This is a genomic window from Saccharothrix sp. CCNWYY140 (assembly GCF_037401995.1).
Lineage (GTDB): Bacteria > Actinomycetota > Actinomycetes > Mycobacteriales > Pseudonocardiaceae > Actinosynnema.
In genome coordinates this window covers 13,906-32,546 of the sequence record NZ_JBBEGC010000024.1, presented here as the reverse complement: position 1 = coordinate 32,546, position 18,641 = coordinate 13,906, and the positions used below count along the sequence as shown (strand labels likewise).

14 protein-coding genes are annotated in these 18,641 nt (G+C 70.9%); 10 read left to right on the top strand and 4 right to left on the bottom strand.

The window, feature by feature from the left end; translation table 11 throughout:
- Window positions 1–57: 57 nt before the first annotated feature.
- Complete coding sequence (gene pulA, locus WBN91_RS14375) at window positions 58–5,574, top strand: pullulanase-type alpha-1,6-glucosidase (protein ID WP_337723577.1); 5,517 nt, start codon at window positions 58–60, stop codon at window positions 5,572–5,574.
- Here pulA and WBN91_RS14370 read toward each other — a convergent pair.
- Window positions 5,571–6,218, bottom strand: a complete 648-nt coding sequence (locus tag WBN91_RS14370) for a hypothetical protein (RefSeq protein ID WP_337723578.1) — start codon at window positions 6,216–6,218, stop codon at window positions 5,571–5,573. The two genes, pulA and WBN91_RS14370, sit on opposite strands and share 4 nt — an antisense overlap.
- Before the next feature lie 164 nt (window positions 6,219–6,382).
- Here WBN91_RS14370 and ndk point away from each other — a divergent pair, with 164 nt between their 5' ends.
- Window positions 6,383–6,793, top strand: a complete 411-nt coding sequence (ndk, locus tag WBN91_RS14365; protein WP_337723579.1) for a nucleoside-diphosphate kinase — start codon at window positions 6,383–6,385, stop codon at window positions 6,791–6,793.
- Here the strand turns inward: ndk and WBN91_RS14360 are convergent.
- The gene (locus tag WBN91_RS14360) at window positions 6,768–7,436 is read right to left on the bottom strand and encodes a GNAT family N-acetyltransferase (protein WP_337723580.1); all 669 of its coding nucleotides are present in this window, start codon (window positions 7,434–7,436) and stop codon (window positions 6,768–6,770) included. The genes ndk and WBN91_RS14360 overlap by 26 nt on opposite strands.
- Window positions 7,437–7,493: 57 nt before the next feature.
- Here WBN91_RS14360 and WBN91_RS14355 point away from each other — a divergent pair, with 57 nt between their 5' ends.
- The 5 genes from WBN91_RS14355 to WBN91_RS14335 are packed head-to-tail and all read left to right on the top strand — an operon-like array spanning window position 7,494 to window position 12,443.
- Window positions 7,494–8,411, top strand: a complete 918-nt coding sequence (locus WBN91_RS14355; RefSeq protein WP_443217722.1) for an ABC transporter ATP-binding protein — start codon at window positions 7,494–7,496, stop codon at window positions 8,409–8,411.
- Window positions 8,411–9,166, top strand: a complete 756-nt coding sequence (locus WBN91_RS14350; protein ID WP_337723582.1) for an ABC transporter permease — start codon at window positions 8,411–8,413, stop codon at window positions 9,164–9,166. The genes WBN91_RS14355 and WBN91_RS14350 overlap by 1 nt, the downstream gene beginning before the upstream one ends.
- Window positions 9,167–9,172: 6 nt before the next feature.
- A complete protein-coding gene (locus tag WBN91_RS14345; protein WP_337723583.1) occupies window positions 9,173–9,994 on the top strand; it encodes an ABC transporter permease in 822 nt (273 codons plus the stop codon).
- A gap of 45 nt (window positions 9,995–10,039) precedes the next feature.
- The gene (locus WBN91_RS14340; RefSeq protein ID WP_337723584.1) at window positions 10,040–10,450 is read left to right on the top strand and encodes a DoxX family protein; all 411 of its coding nucleotides are present in this window, start codon (window positions 10,040–10,042) and stop codon (window positions 10,448–10,450) included.
- Between the two features lie 31 nt (window positions 10,451–10,481).
- On the top strand, window positions 10,482–12,443 hold the full coding sequence (locus tag WBN91_RS14335) for a TIGR03960 family B12-binding radical SAM protein (protein ID WP_337723585.1): 1,962 nt from the start codon (window positions 10,482–10,484) through the stop codon (window positions 12,441–12,443).
- Here WBN91_RS14335 and WBN91_RS14330 read toward each other — a convergent pair.
- Window positions 12,433–13,194, bottom strand: a complete 762-nt coding sequence (locus tag WBN91_RS14330) for a ferric reductase-like transmembrane domain-containing protein (protein ID WP_337723586.1) — start codon at window positions 13,192–13,194, stop codon at window positions 12,433–12,435. The genes WBN91_RS14335 and WBN91_RS14330 overlap by 11 nt on opposite strands.
- Window positions 13,195–13,465: 271 nt before the next feature.
- Here WBN91_RS14330 and WBN91_RS14325 point away from each other — a divergent pair, with 271 nt between their 5' ends.
- The 3 genes from WBN91_RS14325 (at window position 13,466) to WBN91_RS14315 (ending at window position 16,963) form a co-directional block, all read left to right on the top strand.
- Window positions 13,466–14,011, top strand: a complete 546-nt coding sequence (locus WBN91_RS14325; protein ID WP_337723587.1) for a sigma-70 family RNA polymerase sigma factor — start codon at window positions 13,466–13,468, stop codon at window positions 14,009–14,011.
- Complete coding sequence (locus WBN91_RS14320) at window positions 14,002–14,145, top strand: hypothetical protein (RefSeq protein WP_337723588.1); 144 nt, start codon at window positions 14,002–14,004, stop codon at window positions 14,143–14,145. Before WBN91_RS14325 ends, WBN91_RS14320 begins: the two co-directional genes overlap by 10 nt.
- Window positions 14,146–14,287: 142 nt before the next feature.
- The gene (locus WBN91_RS14315) at window positions 14,288–16,963 is read left to right on the top strand and encodes an AAA family ATPase (RefSeq protein WP_337723589.1); all 2,676 of its coding nucleotides are present in this window, start codon (window positions 14,288–14,290) and stop codon (window positions 16,961–16,963) included.
- 32 nt (window positions 16,964–16,995) lie between these two features.
- On the opposite strand, the gene WBN91_RS14310 is transcribed toward WBN91_RS14315, so the two are convergent.
- Entirely contained in the window at window positions 16,996–18,507 is a 1,512-nt protein-coding gene (locus tag WBN91_RS14310; RefSeq protein ID WP_337723590.1) for a S8 family peptidase, read from the bottom strand.
- Window positions 18,508–18,641: the final 134 nt, after the last annotated feature.

Sequence of the window (18,641 nt, the reverse complement as noted above, 5' to 3'; positions counted from 1 at the left end):
TCGCCCGGTCCTGCGCCGGGCGAGGGCTTGCAAGTTCTTGCGACAAGGAGGTCGCCCATGCGTCGCCGCTTGGGTTTGGTCGCCCTGCTGATAGGCGGGTTGCTGCTGCCGGTTGGTGAGGTCGCCGCCGCACCCGCCGAACGCCTGGCCGTCGGGTCGGTCGAAGACATCGCGCCGGGGGTGCGGGACGGGGACCAGGGTCTGGCCCGCGACGCCATTCGGGACGACCTGTCCGGCGAGCGGTTCTACTTCGTGATGCCCGACCGGTTCGCCAACGGCGACCCGCGCAACGACCGCGGCGGCACGTCCGACCCCGACCGGCTCAAGACCGGGTTCGACCCGGCCGACAAGGGCTTCTACCACGGCGGCGACCTCAAGGGCCTCCAGCAGAAGCTCGACTACCTCGACGGCCTGGGCGTCACGGCGATTTGGATGACGCCGATGTTCGCCAACCGCTGGGTGCAGGGCGAGGGCGCGGACGCCTCCGCCGGCTACCACGGCTACTGGACCACCGACTTCACCAAGCTCGACCCGCACTTCGGCACCACCAACGACATGCGCCGCCTGATCCGCGACGCGCACGGCCGCGGCATCAAGGTGTTCTTCGACATCGTCGCCAACCACACCGCGGACCTGATCGACCACGCCGAGGGCGAGTACGACTACGTGTCCACGGGCGCGGTCCCCTACCTGGACCCCGAGGGCCGGCCGGTCGACATCGCCGAGATCGCCGGGCAGGAGGACTTCCCGAAGCTCACCGCCCCCTACACGCCGGTGGTGCGCGGGAAGAAGACCCCGGACTGGCTCAACGACCCGTCGCTCTACCACAACCGCGGGAACTCGACGTTCAGCGGCGAGTCCAACGGCTACGGCGACTTCGCCGGCTTGGACGACCTGATGACCGAGCACCCGAAGGTCGTCGCGGGCATGAAGCGGATCTTCACCAACTGGATCGACGTGCTGGGCATCGACGGCTACCGCGTCGACACCGTCAAGCACGTGAACATGGAGTTCTGGCAAGCGCTTGCGCCGCACGTGAAGCGGTACGCCGAACAGCGCGGCAAGAAGGACTTCTTCGTGTTCGGCGAGGTCTTCGACGCCAACCCCGCCGTGACCTCCCGCTACTCCACGACCGGCCGGATGCAGGCGGTGCTGGACTTCCCGTTCCAGAGCGGGGCGTCGTCGTTCCTGTCCGGGCGGGGCGCGGCTCGGTTGGGTGAAGTGCTGGTCGACGATGACCGGTACACCGACGCCGATTCCAACGCGTCCTCCCTGCCGACGTTCCTGGGCAACCACGACATGGGCCGCATCGCGTGGATGATCCGGCAGAACCGCTCCGGTATCACCGAGTCCGAGCTGCTGGACCGCCTCAAGCTGGGCAACTCCCTGATGTACCTGTGGCGCGGCAACCCGGTCGTCTACTACGGCGACGAGCAGGGCTTCGCGGGCACGGGCGGCGACAAGCTGGCGCGCCAGGACATGTTCGCTTCTAGGACCCCCGAGTACGTCGCCGAAGACCTGGTGGGCAGCGACCGGACCGGCGCGGTGGACAACTTCGCCACCGACCACCCGCTGTACCGGCAGCTGCGCGACCTGGCCGCGTTCGTCGACACGGACCCGGTGTGGCGCGACGGCAACCAGACCCTGCGGTACGCCTCCGGTGACGTGATCGCGTTCAGCCGGGTCGGGTCCGCGCAGGTCGAGCACCTGGTGGTGGCCAACGCGGGCACCTCCGCGACGATCGTGGACGTCCCGGTCGGCAGCTCCTCGGTGACCCCGCTGTGGCCGTCGTCGGGAGCTCCGGTGCAGGCCGTGGACGGCAAGGTCAGCGTCCCCGTGCCTCCCCTGTCCGCAGTGGTGCTGAAGGGTTCCAAGCTGTCCGCGTCCGCTCCCACGCCGACCCTGGTGGTGCCGGCCGCCGGCACGGTGCTGGACGACCGGGTGGAGCTGCGGGCGGACGGGATCACGTCGTCGTTCGCGCAGGCCACGTTCGCCGCGCGGGTCGAGGGCCAGTCCGACTGGACGGTCCTGGGCACCGACGACGCCGCGCCCTACCGGGTGTTCGCGGACCTGGCCGGGCTGCCCGGCGCGGCCGTGGGCAAGAAGGTCGAGATCCGGGTGGTGGCCAAGGACTCCGCCGGGACGCTCGGTGCGGACGGCGCCTCGCTGGCGCTGGTCGCCGCGCCGCCGGTGCAGCCGCCGGGCGCGGTCGCGTCGGACTGGCTGGTCGTGCACTACAACCGCCCGGCGGGGGACTACGACGGGTGGGGCCTGCACGTCTGGGGTGACGTGGTGGACGGTCCGACCTGGCAGCAGCCGCTGCCGTTCGCGGGCGAGACCCCGTACGGCCGGTTCGCGTGGGTGAAGCTCAAGCCGGGCGCGAAGAACGTCGGCATCATCGCCCACCGGGGCGACGAGAAGGACACCGACGCGGACCGGTTCGTGGACCCGAGCGTGTCGCCGCAGGTGTGGTTGCGCCAGGGCCAGTCGGCCGTGCACCCGAACGAGGTCGCGGCCACCGGCGAGGCGGTCGTGCACCACAGCGGTGACACCACCGGTCTGATCGCGCGCGCAGGCACGACGGAAGTTCCGTTCAGCGGGGGAGTGGCGCGCATCCCGGCGTCGGGTCCGGTCGAGTTCTCGTTGGTGCGCAACGGGACCGTGGAGGCGTCCGGGCGCAACTCCGGTCACGCGTGGGCGAAGTCGGGTGACCCGAAGGTCTACGGGAGCCTAGCCGCGCTGGAGAACCGCGCGGTGATCCACTACCACCGGCCCGCGGGCGACTACGCGGACTGGACGCTGTACCACTGGACGGGGTCGTTGGAGCCCAGCCCCGGCTGGAACCAGTCGCGCGTGCCGGACGGCTCGGACGGGTTCGGCGTCTACTGGTCGGTGCCGCTCGCGCCGGGCGCGGCGGGGCTGAGCAACATCATCCACCGCGGTGACGCCAAGGACCCGGGTCCGGACCAGTTCCTCGACCTCAACGGCACCGGGCACGAGGTCTGGTACGTGTCGGGCTCGGTGCGGCCGGACGGGTCGGCGTCGTACGTGCTGCCGCCCTCGGGCGGTCCCGGCGTGGACGACGACCTGACCAAGGCCAAGGCGATCTGGGTGACCCGCGACCTGGTGGTGTGGGACGTGCCGGTCGTGGCGTCCGACGGCTACCGCCTGGAGTACGGCGGGAAGGTGCTGCGGCTGGCGCCTTCCGATTCCGCGGTGCCGGCGCAGTTCCCGCACCTGCGGGGCAAGCCCGTGTTCAAGGTGCTGGACGGCGCTCGGGTGGACGAGGCGTTGCGGGACAAGCTGTCCGCCGTGCACGTCGACTCCGGCGGCGGGCTGCGGCACCGCACGGGCGTGCAGATCGCGGGCGTGCTCGACGACCGGTACGCGGCAGCGGCGGCGAAGCTGACCTACGGGCCGGTGTTCGATGGGGACAAGGTCTCCGTGCGGCTGTGGGCGCCCACCGCGTCCTCGGTCAAGCTGCGCCTGTTCGACCAGCCGACCGGTGAGCCGACCCGCGTGCTGGACCTGCGGCGCGACGACGCCTCCGGCTCGTGGTCGGGCAGCGGGCGGTGGAAGGACCGGTACTACCAGTTCGAGGTGACCGTGGCCGGGAAGTCCGTGGTGGTCACCGACCCGTACTCGGTGGCGCTGGCGGTGAACTCGACGCACTCGCAGTTCGCCGACCTGACCGACGCGCGCACCATGCCCGAGGGCTGGCGGCAGGACGTGGCCCGCGGTCTGGACGACCCGACCGAGCACGGCATCACGGAGCTGCACGTCCGGGACTTCTCCATCGGTGACCAGTCGGTGCCCGAGGCCGAGCGCGGCACGTACAAGGCGTTCACGCATCGCGACTCGACCGGCATGACGCACCTGCGGCAACTGGCCGAAGCCGGGCTGGACACCGTGCACCTGCTGCCCACGTTCGACATCGCGACCATCCCCGAGAAGCGCTCCGACCGGCAGGAACCGGCGTGCGACCTGGCCGCCCTGCCTGCGGACTCGACGGCACAGCAGGAGTGCGTGACGGCGGCGGCTGCTCGTGACGGCTTCAACTGGGGCTACGACCCGTTCCACTACGACGTGCCGGAGGGTTCGTACGCCACCGACGACGCCCAGTCCGGGTGGGCGCGGTCGAAGCAGTACCGCGAGATGGTGAAGTCGTTGCACGACAACGGCAACCGGGTCGTCGTGGACGTGGTCTACAACCACACCGCGGCCTCCGGTGACGCGGTCACGTCCGTGCTGGACAAGGTCGTGCCCGGGTACTACCACCGGCTCAACCTCGACGGCACCGTCGCGAACTCCACGTGCTGCGCCAACACCGCGTCCGAGAACGCCATGATGGGCAAGCTGGTCGTGGACTCGGTGGTGCGCTGGGCGAAGCTCTACAAGGTCGACGGCTTCCGGTTCGACCTGATGGGCCACCACCCGAAGGCGAACATCCTGGCCGTGCGGGCGGCGCTGGACGCGTTGACCGTCGAGAAGGACGGCGTGGACGGCCGCAAGATCCGCATCTACGGCGAGGGCTGGGACTTCGGCGAGGTCGCCGGGAACGCCCGGTTCGAGCAGGCCACGCAGGCGAACATGGCGGGCACCGGCATCGGCACGTTCAGCGACCGGCTGCGCGACGCCGTGCGCGGCGGCGGCCCGTTCGACGCCGACCCGCGCACGCAGGGCCTGGGTTCGGGCCTGGCGGGCGACCTCAACGGGTCCCCGGCCAACGGCGACGTCGACGCGCGACTGGCCAACTACAGCGACCTGGTGAAGCTGGGCATGGCCGGCAACATGGCCTCCTACCGCTTCCAGTCCACGGCGGGTGGTGTGGTTTCCGGCCGGGACGTGCCCTACAACGGCTCGCCGGGCGGGTACACGGGCGCGCCAGCCGACGTCATCACGTACGTGGACGCGCACGACAACGAAACCTTGTTCGACTCGCAGACCTACAAGCTGCCCGTCGCAACGTCGATGGCCGACCGCGTGCGGATGCAGAAGGTCGCCCTAGCTCCCGTCCTGCTGGGCCAGGGACAACCGTTCCTGCACGCCGGCGCGGAGTTCCTGCGCTCGAAGTCCTTGGACCGCAACAGCTACGACTCGGGCGACTGGTTCAACCGCTACGACCCGTCCCTGCACGACAACGGCTTCGGCCGCGGCCTCCCCCCGGCCGCGGACAACCAGGACAAGTGGCCGTACGCCGCTCCCTTGCTGGCCACGCCGTCCTTGAAGCCCACGTCAGCCGACATGCGCCAGGCCATGACCAACACCCTGGAACTGCTCCGCATCCGCCGCTCGTCCCCGCTGTTCACCCTCAACGACGCGGCTCTGGTGCAGCAGAAGCTGTCGTTCCCGTCCGCCGACCCGGGCCTGGTCGTAGCCCTGCTGGACGACACCGCCGGCCCGGACGTGGACCCGTCCCTCAACGCGGTCCTGCTAGTGGTCAACCCGTTCCCAACAGCTCGCTCGGTCACGGTCCCCGGCACGTGGCAGAACCACCCACTGAGCAGCGACAAGGCCACCTTCGACAACGGCCTGTCCATCCCACCCAGGTCGGTGGTGGTCCTGACCCGCTAGTGGTCGGTCAACTCCACCCGTGACCGCACGTCCTCGTCGCGGAGGATCCGAAACTCCCGATCCTCCGCGACGAGGACTTTCAGGAACCCAGGACTCGTCTCCACCACATACGCCTCGATGGTGCCGTCGTTCGTCTCGATCCGCTCCCCAGGCACCCAGGGCGTCCCGACGACAGCCGCCACCACCAGGGCAACCGCCCCGACGATCCACCCGATCCGCCGCAACACGAACTTGGCCGGCCCAGGCTCGTTGTCCCGATGCCGCACAGCGATCACCGCCAACGCCGCCGCCATCCCCACTGCCGCCACCGGCACCCACCACTGGTGGTAGGTCAACACATGCGCCACCAGAAACGCCACCAACACCGTCACCGCCAACGGCGCCGCCCGCGACCGCGTGGCCGCCGAGTAGAAGACGGTCAACGGCACCATCAGCACCAACAGCACACTGCTGATCCGCTGGTCGGCCATGAACGTGCCGAGGAACAACCCAGGCGCGTCCTCCAGGTCCAACGTGTGCAGCAACGCGAACGTCGTGTGCCAGTCGTAGCGAGACACCGCCAGCAACCTGAGCAGCACGAACAACACCGCCGCGCCGGTGAGGGTGGTGCCGAGATGGGAGCCCTCGCTGTTCCGGGTGGTCACGGCGGGCACTATGGCACTTCCGGCCGCGTCCCACCCGCCGGTACGACCGTCTGATCCACCAGAGCTGAGCAGGCGGCCTACGGAGGTGCTCGCGGCGGGCGCTGTGAGGGCTCCGGCTACCCTTCACCCACCGGAAGAACTCGTACGAAGGAGTACCAACGGCCGTGAGCGAGCGCACCCTGGTCCTGGTCAAGCCCGATGGCGTCAGCCGCGGCCTGGTCGGCGAGGTCATCTCCCGCATCGAGCGCAAGGGCCTCACCCTGGCCGCCCTCGAACTGCGCACCGTGGACCGCGCGACCGCCGAGCAGCACTACGCCGAGCACGACGGCAAGCCGTTCTTCAACGACCTGGTCGAGTTCATCACCGGCGGACCGCTGGTGGCCCTGGTCGTGGAGGGCACGCGGGCCATCGCCGCGTTCCGCCAGCTGGCCGGCGGCACCGACCCGGTCGAGAAGGCCACGCCGGGCACGATCCGCGGCGACTTCGGCCTGGAGGTCCAGTTCAACCTGGTCCACGGCTCGGACTCGCCGGAGTCGGCCGAGCGCGAGATCAAGCTCTGGTTCCCGAACCTTTGAGCTGCCAACCCGACGGCCCGGACCGCCCCGCGCGGTCCGGGCCGTCGTTGTAGTCGGTCCGGGTGCGGCGAGGGGACGAGCCGTTGCCGCCAGCCGCGGAGCCGTGCAGGACCACGCCTTCCGGGAAGCCCAGAGGCAAGGCCATGCGGACGTCGTCGAAGCGCACGTCGCCCACCGCGATCGCGTACGGCAGCCGCCCCCACTCCCGAAAACCCAAGCTCTCGTACAGCTCGATCGCACCGTGGTTGTTGCCCCGCACGCCCAAGGTCAACATCTCCAGCCCCGCCGACCGAGCGTGCGACACGATCGCCGACACCAGCAGCCGCCCCAACCCCAAGCCCCGCGCCGAAGGGTGTGCGGTAACCCGACCGACCTCGGCGGAGTGCGTGAACACGGCGCTGGGGTTGCGCAGCCACGTGGCCGTCCCCCGCACGACACCGTCGACAACGGCCACCACCAAAGCCCCGTCACCGGACGCGACGCGGGTCATCACCACGTCCAGCCACGCGTCGGTCTCCGCCCGTGACGGCGGCACCTGCCAGCCGATCGCCCCGCCGGCCGCCACCACGTCGTGCAGCACAGCGTGCACCGAGGTCCGCAACGACGAATCCGCCACCGAAGGCCAGAGCAGCTCGATCCCCATGCCGCCCACCCTAAAACCGCTCCCGGACTGTCGTACCCCGCCGCTACCGTGACGAACGTGACCACCCTCGTCGACGCCAAAGGCCTGACCAAGCACTTCGGCACGTTCGAAGCCGTCCGGGGCATCGACGTCGAAGTCCGCCGGGGCGAGGCGTTCGGGTTCCTCGGGCCCAACGGCGCCGGCAAGTCCTCGACCATGCGGATGGTGTCGTGCGTGTCGCCGCGCACCGGGGGCGACCTGACCGTCCTGGGCATGGACCCCAACCGCGACGGTCCCCGCATCCGCGCCCGGCTCGGCGTCGTCCCGCAGCAGGACAACCTGGACACCGAGCTGACCGTCCGGCAGAACCTGGAGATCTACGGCCGCTACTTCGGCATGTCCCGCGCCGCCGTGCGCGCCAAGGCGACGGAACTGCTCGACTTCGCCCAGCTCACCGAGCGCGCCGACGACGAGGTGGAGCCGCTGTCCGGCGGCATGAAGCGCCGTCTCACCATCGCCCGGTCCCTGGTCAACGACCCGGAGCTGGTGGTCCTCGACGAACCCACCACGGGCCTGGACCCGCAGGCCCGCCACCTGCTGTGGGACCGGCTGTTCCGGCTCAAGCAGAACGGCGTCACGCTCATCATCACCACCCACTACATGGACGAGGCCGAACAGCTCTGCGACCGGCTCGTGGTCATGGACGGCGGCAAGATCGTCGCCGAGGGCTCGCCGGTCGACCTGATCCGCCGCTACTCCACGCGCGAGGTGCTGGAGCTGCGCTTCCCGCCGGGCGAGCAGGACGCCACACCGGTGCAGGGCCTCGCCGACCGCATCGAGGTGCTGCCCGACCGGCTGCTGCTCTACACCGACGACGGCGAGGCCGCCCTGTCCGCCGCGCACAACCGGGGTGTGCGGCCGGCGTCGAGCCTGGTCCGCCGCAGTTCGCTGGAGGACGTGTTCCTCCGCCTCACCGGCCGGACGTTGGTGGACTGATGCTGGCCGTCCTGGAGTACCAGTGGACGTGGTACCGCCGGAACTGGCGGTCCTCGGCGGTGACGACGTTCGTCAACCCGCTGCTGTTCCTGCTCGCGATGGGCATGGGCTTCGGCTCGCAGGTGGCGGCCGGTCCGGCCACCGGCGGCGAGCGGTACGTGGTGTTCCTCGCCCCGGCGCTGGTGGTGACCACGGCCGTGCAGACCGCGATGTTCGAGTCGTCCTGGTCGGTGTTCTCCCAGTTCAAGTGGCAGCGGACGTTCCACGGCATGGTCGCCACCCCGGTCACGCCCGCGCACGTCCTCTACGGGCAGCTGCTGTGGGTCGCGCTCAAACTCACCTTCGGCTGCACGGCGTTCCTGCTGGTCGCGGGCGTGCTGGGGGCGTTGAGGTCGCCGTGGGCGGTGGTGGCGCTGCCGGTGGGCGTGCTGACCGGAATGGCGTTCAGCGCGCTGCTCGTCGCCTACACCGCGACCCGGGAGAAGCCGGACTCGTTCAGCAGCCTCTTCCGGTTCGTGGTCATCCCGATGACCCTGTTCACCGGCGCGTTCTTCCCGCTGAGCCAGTTGCCGGGCTGGCTGCACCCGGTGGCCTGGGTCACGCCCGTGTGGCACGGCATCGAGCTGGCCCGGGGCGCCGCGTCCGGCACGCTGGGCGTGCTGCCCGCGCTGGGCCACCTCGCCTACCTGTCCGCGCTGGTCGCCGTGGGAGTGCTCCTCGGCCGCCGCTTCTTCGCCCGACGACTGGCGGTGTGATCGCAGATGACCCGAACGCTCGACCGCGACGCCTCCGCCAGCCGGGGCCTGCTGCTGCGCATCGTGCCGCCCGGCCTGTACGTGGGCCGCCCGCACGTCATCGTCGAACGCGCCCACCTGGTGTACCGCCGGGCGTGGACGGCCTTCGTCTCCGGCTTCTTCGAACCGCTGTTCTTCCTGCTGTCCCTGGGCTTCGGCTTCGGCCAACTGGTCAGCACCGTGGACGGCCTGCCCTACCCGGCGTTCGTCGCGCCCGCCCTGCTGGCCGCCTCGGCGATGAACGGGGCCGTGTTCGACACGACGTTCAACCTGTTCCTCAAGGTCAAGTACTCCAAGGTGTACGAGGCGATGTTGAACACCCCGATGGGGCCGATCGACATCGCCGTGGGCGAGGCGACCTGGGCGTTGCTGCGTGGCGGCCTGTACTCGGCCGGGTTCATCGCGGTGATGCTCGGGTTCGGGCTCATCTCCTCGGCCTGGGCGCTGCTGGCGCTGCCCGCGTGCCTGCTGGTGGCGCTGGCGTTCGCGGCGGTGGGCATGGCGGGCAGCACGTTCATGCGGTCGTGGCACGACTTCGACCTGGTGCAGCTGGTGGTGCTGCCGCTGTTCCTGTTCTCGACGACCTTCTACCCGCTGTCGGTGTACCCGTCGTGGCTCCAGGCGATCGTCCAGTGGACCCCGCTGTACCACTCGATCGAGCTGCTCAGGGCGCTGACCACGGGTTCCGTCGGCTGGGGCGTCCTGACGCACGTGGCCTACCTGGTCGTGATGGCCGGTGTGGGGGTGCTCGTGGCGTCCCGGCGGCTGGGCAAGTTGCTCACCTCCTGAGCCGGGCCAACACTGGACGGAGTCGTCCCTTCACGGGAGGTCGTCATGGACGTGATCGTGCTCGTCGGCCGAATCCTGTTCGTCCTGCTCTTCCTCAGCTCCGCGTTCGGCCACTTCACCAAGACCGAGGGCATGGCGGGGTACGCCGAGTCCAAGGGCGTGCCCAAGCCCAAGCTCGCCACCCAGGCGAGTGGCGCGGTGCAGCTCGTGGCCGCGTTGATGGTGGCGCTGGGCGTGTGGGCGGACCTGGGGGCGCTGCTGCTCGTGCTGTTCCTGCTGCCCACGGCGTTCCTCATGCACCCGTTCTGGAAGGAGCGGGACCCGCAGGCCAGGCAGGGGGAGACGGTCCAGTTCAGCAAGGACATCTCGCTGGCGGGCGCGGCGTTGATGTTCTTCGGCCTGTACGCGGGCGCGGGCTCCGAGCTGGGGCTGACCGTCACGGGACCGCTGTTCTGAGCGCTTCCGGCGATGCCGTTACCCTGGGCGTGTGAGTGTCGAGTCCGTTTTCCCCGCGTTGGAGCCCCTGCTGCCGCGGGTGTCCAAGCCCGTGCAGTACGTCGGCGGGGAGTTGAACGCGACCGTCAAGGACTGGGACGCCGCCGCCGTGCGGTGGGCGTTGATGTACCCGGACGCCTACGAGGTCGGGCTGCCCAACCAGGGCGTCATGATCCTCTACGAAGTGCTCAACGAGCAGCCGGACGTGCTGGCCGAGCGCACCTACGCGGTGTGGCCGGACCTCGAGGCGCTCATGCGCGAGCACGGCGTGCCGCAGTTCACCGTGGACGCGCACCGGCCGGTGAAGGCGTTCGACCTGTTCGGGGTGAGCTTCGCCACCGAGCTGGGCTACACGAACCTGCTCACCGCGCTGGACCTCGCGGGCATCCCGCTGCACGCCGAGGACCGCGGTGACGACGACCCCGTGGTGGTGGCCGGCGGGCACGCGGCGTTCAACCCGGAGCCGATCGCGCCGTTCGTCGACGCGGCCGTGCTGGGCGACGGCGAGGAAGCCGTCCTGGAGATCACCGACCTGGTGCGGGCGTGGAAGGCCGAAGGGCGGCCCGGCGGCCGGGACGAGCTGCTGCTGCGCCTGGCCGAGACCGGCGGCGTGTACGTGCCCCGGTTCTACGACGTGGAGTACCTGCCCGACGGGCGCATCCAGCGCGTGGTGCCCAACCGCGAGCGCGTGCCGTACCGGGTGTTCAAGCGGACCACGATGGACCTCGACGCGTGGCCGTACCCGAAGCAGCCGCTGGTGCCGCTGGCGGAGTCCGTGCACGAGCGGATGAGCGTGGAGATCTTCCGCGGCTGCACCCGCGGGTGCCGGTTCTGCCAGGCGGGCATGATCACGCGGCCGGTGCGCGAGCGGTCCATCGAGGGCATCGGCGCGATGGTGCAGCGCGGCCTGGAGGCGACCGGCTTCGAGGAGGTCGGGCTGCTGTCGCTGTCCAGCGCGGACCACTCGGAGATCGCCGAGGTCACCAAGGGCCTCGCCGACCGCTACGAGGGCACGAACACCTCGCTGTCGCTGCCCTCGACCCGCGTGGACGCGTTCAACATCGACCTGGCCAACGAGCTGTCCCGCAACGGCCGCCGTTCGGGCCTGACGTTCGCGCCCGAGGGCGGCAGCGAGCGCATCCGGCGCGTGATCAACAAGATGGTGTCCGAGGAGGACCTCATCCGGACGGTCAGCGCGGCGTTCGGCGCGGGGTGGCGGCAGGTGAAGCTGTACTTCATGTGCGGTCTGCCGACCGAGACCGACGACGACGTCCTCCAGATCGCCGAGATGGCCAAGAACGTGATCCGCGCGGGCCGCGAGGTCAGCGGGCGCAAGGACATCCGCTGCACGATCTCCATCGGCGGTTTCGTGCCCAAGCCGCACACGCCGTTCCAGTGGGCGGCGCAGTGCGATCCGGCCACTGTGGACAGTCGGTTGCGCAAGCTGCGGGAGGCGGTCAACTCCGACCGTTCCCTGGGCCGCAACATCGGCATGCGCTACCACGACGGCCAGCCGTCCCTGATCGAGGGCCTGCTGTCCCGCGGCGACCGCCGGATCGGCAAGGTCATCGAGCGGGTGTGGCGCGAGGGCGGCCGTTTCGACGGCTGGTCCGAGCACTTCTCCTACGACCGCTGGGTGGCCGCCGCCGAGGCCGAGCTGGTGCCGCTCGGCGTCTCGCTGGACTGGTTCACCACCCGGGAACGCGAGGAGCTGGAGGTCCTGCCCTGGGACCACCTGGACTCGGGCCTGGACAAGGAATGGCTCTGGTCGGACTGGCAGGATGCCCTGGACGAGCGCGAACAGGACGACTGCCGCTGGACGCCGTGCTTCGACTGCGGCGTCTGCCCCGCGATGGGCACCGACATCGAGGTGGGCCCCACCGGCCGCACCCTGCTGCCCATCTCCCCGGTGGGCAAGGGTTCCCCGGTCCGCAACCCGGCGCTCACCCCCTGACGCCCTCGTCGACCACCTCGACCCGCACCGCCCGCATGGGACAGGCCCGAGCAGCAGCCAGCACCCGGATCCGCTGCTCGGGCTCGGGGTTGCGGGCGTACCGCAACGTGCCGTCGTCCAGCAGCCGGAACACCCGGGGCGCCTGAGCCTGGCACAACGCGAAGTGCCGGCACAGCTCGTGATCGACCGCGACCCGCACCGATCTGCTCGACCGCCGGGTCGGTGACGGGGCGATGATGCCCAGGCGCACCAACGTCCGCGGCGGCAGGAAGCGGAGCAGGGTGAGGGTGATGGTGGGCACGAGGACGGTGATCCCGGCCAGCCACAGGACCGGCACGGTGCCGTTCGCCGCCGCGCCGAGCCACGCGTGCATCGCGCCCAGCCACACCGCCGCGTACGCCAAGCGGTGCAGGGGCAGCCAACTCCGGTAGAACGTCGAGCGTTGCAGCGCCGCCGTCACCGCCACGGCGATCATCAGTTCCAGCCCGAGCACGCCCAGTCCGTGCCGCAACGCTCCGATCGGCAGCACGACGGCGTGCCAGGGTAAGGCGCCTCCGACGGCGAAGGCCACGGCGTGGGTCAGGCCCAGCACCACGCTGAACGTTCCCAGCACCTGGTGTGCGAGCCGCGAACCCCGTCGTCCGGTCAGTCCCCGGATCCACCCGGTCGCGGTGAGCACTCCCCAGCAGATGGTCAAGCACATGGCCACGTACGCGATCCGCCCGGACCAGGGCGCCACTGTCGACGACACGATTCGACTCCCCCTCAAGTCGCTGGTCTTCAGAGAAGGACTACGAACCCCAGTTGGAGCGGTTCGACCACGGGTTCAAATGAGATATGTGATCTGTGTCACACCAGTTCGCCAGAACCGTCCCGACGATCAATACGTTGCGCCCCCTACAACCCGAAAAACCTTCCACGACCCTTCCGCACGGCGGTGGATTAACGCGATCGGGTGTAGTACGTTCACGGAACGTCTCGTTTGCCCCGCCGCGCGCCAACTTCGAGGAGGTTCGGTACGCATGAATTCCTTGGGTGGAGTGTGGGTGGATGCGAGCCAAGTCCGCCGGCGGCCCAGCGAGGAACTCGTCACCCAGCTCTACGGCCAGTTCAAAGGCGCTTTGTTCGCCCACGTCCTCGGCCTGACCAACCACGATCGGCAATGGACCGAGGACGTCGTCCAGGAGACGTTGATCCGCGCGTGGCAGAACGCCGAAACCCTCGTCCGCGACCCGCGCATGCTGCGCGGCTGGCTGCTGACCGTGGCCCGCCGCATCGTGATCGACGGCTGGCGCACCCGCCAGGCCCGACCGCAGGAAGTGGAGCTGAGCAGCACGGACGTCGCGCACTCCGACGACGAGACCGAGCAGCGCCTGTCCATCATGGTGATCACCGACGTGATCGGCCGGCTCGGCGAGGAACACCGCGCCGCGATCTACGAGACCTACGTGCGGGGCCGCACGATCCGCGAGGCGGCACACGTCCTCGGCATTCCCGAAGGCACTGTGAAGTCGCGCGTCTACAACGCGATGAAGATCCTCCGACGCGCATTGCGGGAGTGGAACTGAAGGAGGCCGCCGTGCATTCCACCGTGGCCGTTTCCCCGCTCGTCGCAATGGTCGGCGAGAACGCGGCGCAGCACTTCTCGAATTGCATCGCGGGTGCTTCGGAACGCGTTGTATTCGTCGCGCCGACCCGCTAGAGCCGCCGCCAAGTCTGGCCGAACCCAGACCCGCGGGTCTCTACGGTGGGTACCGAAGGAAATCCGCCCGCACAGGTGCACACCCTTCGGTACCCCCGCTGTCCTACCGTGGTCCACCCCCTCCAGACCGGATCGGAGCACCGTGCGAACCCCGACACCCTTCGTGGGCCGCGGCCCCGAGCTGTGCAGGACCCGCGCGCTGCTGGTCGGCGCCGCGGCCGGCCGCGCCACGACGGCGTTCGTCACGGGGGAGATCGGGGTCGGCAAGTCCGCCCTGCTCGACGCGGTCGCGGGGCAGGCCCGCGCGCTGGGGTTCGCGGTCGTCGGCGCGCGCGCCACCCGGTTGGAGAGCGACCTGCGCGGCGGGGTCGTCGGCCAGCTCGTCGACGGTCTGCGCGCCGAACGGGTGGAGGCCCTGGACGCGCTGCACCAGGCCGTCCGCCGCACGCTCCAGCACGGGCCGCTGTTGCTGGTGGTGGACGACGTGCACCTGTCCGACAGTTGGTCCCTGCGCTGCCTGGCCTACCTGCTGCGCCGCGTCGAGGACGAGCCGCTGGCCGTGCTGCTCTCCGCCGCGACCGGGCAGGCGCCGGCGGGGGAGGTGGCGCTGCCCGAGCTGACCGGCGGGCACACCACGATCGAACTGGCCGGCCTCGACGTGGACGCGGTCGCCGACCTGGTCGAGGACCCGAGCACCGCGCGCGCCTGCCACGAGGTCACCGGCGGCAACCCCTACCTCCTGCGCGCCCTCCAGGACGAAATCCGGCCCGGCGCCGACGTCCACACCCTCGGCTCGCCCGGCATCGGCCAACTCCTGCGCGTGCGCCTGCGCCCGTACGAGGGCGCGACGGAACTGGTCCGCGCCACCGCCGTCCTCGGCGCGGACGCCACGGTCGACCGCGTCGCCACGATGGCCGGCGTCGAACCCCGCCGCGCGCTGCGCATCATCGACGCCCTGGTGCGCCTGCACGTCTTCCGCGACGACTACCCGATCGCCTTCGTGCACCCGTTCCTGCGCAACTCCGTGCTCGCCGACCTCCCGGTCGCCACCCGTGCCGCCGACCACGCCCGCGCCGCACGGCTGCTCGTCGACGCCGGAGCGCCGGACGCCCGGGTCGCCGAGCACCTGCGGGCGGCCCGTGCGATCCCGTTGCCGTGGGCGGTGGACGTGCTGCGCCGCGCGGCCCGCCAAGCCGCCTACGACGGCCGCCTCGACGCCGCCCAGGACTACCTGGAACGCGCCCTGGAGGAACGGCTCACCAGCGACGAACGCCTTGCCCTGCAACTGGAACTGGTGCACGTGACGTTCCTGGTCGACCAGGCCGAGGGCATGGCCAAGCTGCGCGACGCCCTCGCCCACGCCGACGACGCCCGCTCCGCCGCCGGCCAGGCCGTGTCCATGCTGCTGCGCCTGTGCAGCGCGCCCGAAGCCCGCCTGGCGTTGTCCATCGGCCTGCAACTGGTGTCCCGGCTCAGCTCCCAGGAGCACGACGAGTCGTGGGAGCTGCGCACCATGTCCTACCTCGCCGGGGCGGGCAACAACGTCGGGCTCGCCCTGCGGGCCAGCATGTTCACCGACGAGCTGGAATCCGAGGTGCCGAACTCACCGCGGCTGCGGCAAGTGCACTCGGCGCTGATGTCCCTGGGGCACGCGTTGCGCGGCGACTCGGCGGAGAAGGCCGTGCGGTACGCGGCGGAAGCTCTCGACGGCGAACGCGTGGACGTGTTCACCCAGCCGTTCGTGTTCACCATCAGCACGTGTTTCATGGCCGACGCGCCGGACCTGTCCGACCGGTTCCGCCGGATGATCGGCAGCGAGGCCGAGCCGCACGACTACCACCTGCGCAAGGGCACCGCCGTGTCCCTCGCGCACGGCATGGACTACCTCGCCAAGGGTGACCTGGTCCGCGCCAAGACGTTCCTCAAATGGCAGCTGCGCCTGTTCGACGAACTGCACGCGGTGGACGTGTGCCCGATGGCGATCCTGTGCGCCGCAAGGCTCGCGGAGGTGCTGGTCGACCTCGGGCGGTACGACGAGTCGCGGGAGCTGTTGGCACGCCACGGTTTCGCGGACGAACTGCCGGAGCTGTTCCAGCACAACGTCACGCTCTTCGCGCGGGGCAAGCTGAAACTGGCCACCGGGGACGCGGCCGGCGCGCTGGAAGACCTGTCCGAGTGCGGGCGAAGACTCACGGCGTCCAAAGTGGACAGCCCGGCGATCCTGCCGTGGCGTGCGCTCGCCGTGCGCGCACAGCTGGCCCTGGGTCTGCGCGAGGACGCCTCCCGACTCGCCCTGGAAGACCTCGAACGCGCGAAGCGCTGGGGCACGCCCCGCGCGATGGGCACCGCCCTGATCTCGGTCGGCCTCACCAGCGACGACGAGCCCGCCGTCCGGGCACTGCGCAAGGCCGTCGAGTACCTCACCGAGTCCGCCGCCCGCCTGCTGCACGCCGAGGCCCTGTTCGAGCTCGGCGCCCGCCTGCGCCGCCGCGGCCAGCCGGAACGGGCCATCCCGCACCTGCGCCGGGCCGTCGAACTCAGCGCCAAGTGCGAGGCCAAGCCGCTCATCCGGCTCGCCGCCGACGAACTGCGCGCCTGCGAACCCGCCACCGCGCAGGGCACCGTCCACGGCCTCACCCGCCAGGAGACCCGCGTCGCCGGCATGGCCGCCCAGGGCCTGACCAACCGGCAGATCGCCGAAGCCCTGTTCCTCACCCGCCGCACGGTCGAGCTGCACCTGTCCGGCGCGTACCGCAAGCTCGGCATCACCGGCCGCGCGGACCTCCCCGCGGCACTCGACCGCCACCGCAGCGTCTAGCGGCTGCGGGTGCCTAGCGGCTGTGCGGGTGGCTAGCGCTGCTTCCCCGGGACCGCCTGAGCGCCCTCGGCGCCGACGCTCTGCACCGCCGCCTTGGCGTCCACCAGCCCGTGGCCGTAGAAGCCGTTGTACTCCGAGTACCCGGTGCAGAACCCGTCCTGCGCGCCCGTGCCGTTCAGGTCGTAGTCGGCGGGGCACGCCAGCGTCTCGGCCTGCGCGTTGAGCATCCGGCTCAGCTCGCCCGCGGACGCCTCCGGGTGCGTGGACGCCAGCAGCGCCGCCACCCCGGACACGTGCGGCGCGGCCATCGACGTCCCGCACGAGTAGTCGTAGCCCGCCGGCACCGTCGACAGCACGCACGGCTGCCCGCCACCCGGCTGCTGCCTGCGGTCACCGCCCGGCGCGGTCACGTCCACCGCGCCCAGCCCGTACGAGCTGTACCCGGCCTTGACCTTGTCCGCGCCCACCGACGACACCGCCACGACGTTGCGCAGCTGCGCCGGCAGCACCAGGCACGTGTTGTCCACCGCCCGCGGCTTGACGTCCTCGGCGGCGGCGTTGGTCGGGCTCTGCGTGTCGCGGCCCGGCCGGGTCAGGTCCACACCGCCGTTGCCCGCCGCCGCGACGGTCAGCACGCCGCGCCTGCCCGCGTACTCCACCGCCCGGCGCACCGCCTCGTACACCACGGCCTGGCCGGCCTTGTTCTGGCAGGTGAACACCCACGGGTCGATGAAGTAGCTGTTGTTGGTGATGGTCATGCCCCGCTCGGCGGCCCACATGAACCCGCACACCGCGTACTCGGGGTAGATGAAGCCGGCGTCGTCCACGACCTTCACCGACGCGATCCGCACGTCCGGCGCGACACCCGTGGTGCCCAGTCCGTCGTCGGCGGCGGCGATGGTGCCGGCCACGTGCGTGCCGTGCGCGGAGGTCGTCGGCGACCACGCGGCGCGCGACGGGTCCGCCACGCCGGTCGTGCAGCCCGCCGACAACGCCGGGTCCAGGGCGCGCACCAGGTCGGGGTGGGTCGGGTCGACACCCGAGTCCAGCACGCCGACCACGACGTCCCGGCTGCCCTTGCTGATCGCGTGCGCCTCGGCGGCGCGGATCAGGTCCATGTCCCACTGCTCGGCGGTGCGGTCGCGCGTGTCCGGTGCGCCGGACCGGGTGGGCGTCTCGTCCTGCTTGCGCGCCGGGGCGCCCGTGCGGCGGGACAGGCCGTCGGCCTGCGCGCTGTAGGCCCGGTGCGCGCCGATCTTGCGGGTGAAACCCGGGTCGGCGGACACCGCGACGGCCACGCCGATCTGCGGGTAGTAGCCGAGGGTGGTGCCGCACGCGCCGGCGACGACGGCGTCCGCCAGCGGCGCGCTCGTGCCCTGGTCCAGCACGACCAGGTAACGCAGCGTGGGGCCCGGCTGGATGCACCCGGAGCTCGCGGGGCCGACACCGTCCGGCGTGGCGGCGTGCGCGGAAGCCGCGAAACAACCGGTCGCGAGCAGCGCCACGCTGACCGCGACCGCGTGGACGCGGCGGGGCAGAGGCACGGGTGACCTCCAAGAGCGGGCCGTCGGGGTGGACCTCTGGTGCCGGACGGTAGCCACGTGCGTCGAACCAGACAAGCGCAACGGCGTCGAACGGCACCAAGGTACCGTCCCGCTGGAGTAGGAGCGTGGACCGT

What these genes read in the sequence shown, in the direction of transcription:
- pulA (WP_337723577.1), top strand. Translation starts at nt 58, where the DNA reads ATGCGTCGCCGCTTGGGTTTGGTCGCCCTGCTGATAGGCGGGTTGCTG.
- WBN91_RS14360 (WP_337723580.1), bottom strand. Translation starts at nt 7,436, where the DNA reads ATGGGGATCGAGCTGCTCTGGCCTTCGGTGGCGGATTCGTCGTTGCGG.
- WBN91_RS14350 (WP_337723582.1), top strand. Translation starts at nt 8,411, where the DNA reads ATGCTGGCCGTCCTGGAGTACCAGTGGACGTGGTACCGCCGGAACTGG.
- WBN91_RS14345 (WP_337723583.1), top strand. Translation starts at nt 9,173, where the DNA reads ATGACCCGAACGCTCGACCGCGACGCCTCCGCCAGCCGGGGCCTGCTG.
- WBN91_RS14340 (WP_337723584.1), top strand. Translation starts at nt 10,040, where the DNA reads ATGGACGTGATCGTGCTCGTCGGCCGAATCCTGTTCGTCCTGCTCTTC.
- WBN91_RS14325 (WP_337723587.1), top strand. Translation starts at nt 13,466, where the DNA reads ATGAATTCCTTGGGTGGAGTGTGGGTGGATGCGAGCCAAGTCCGCCGG.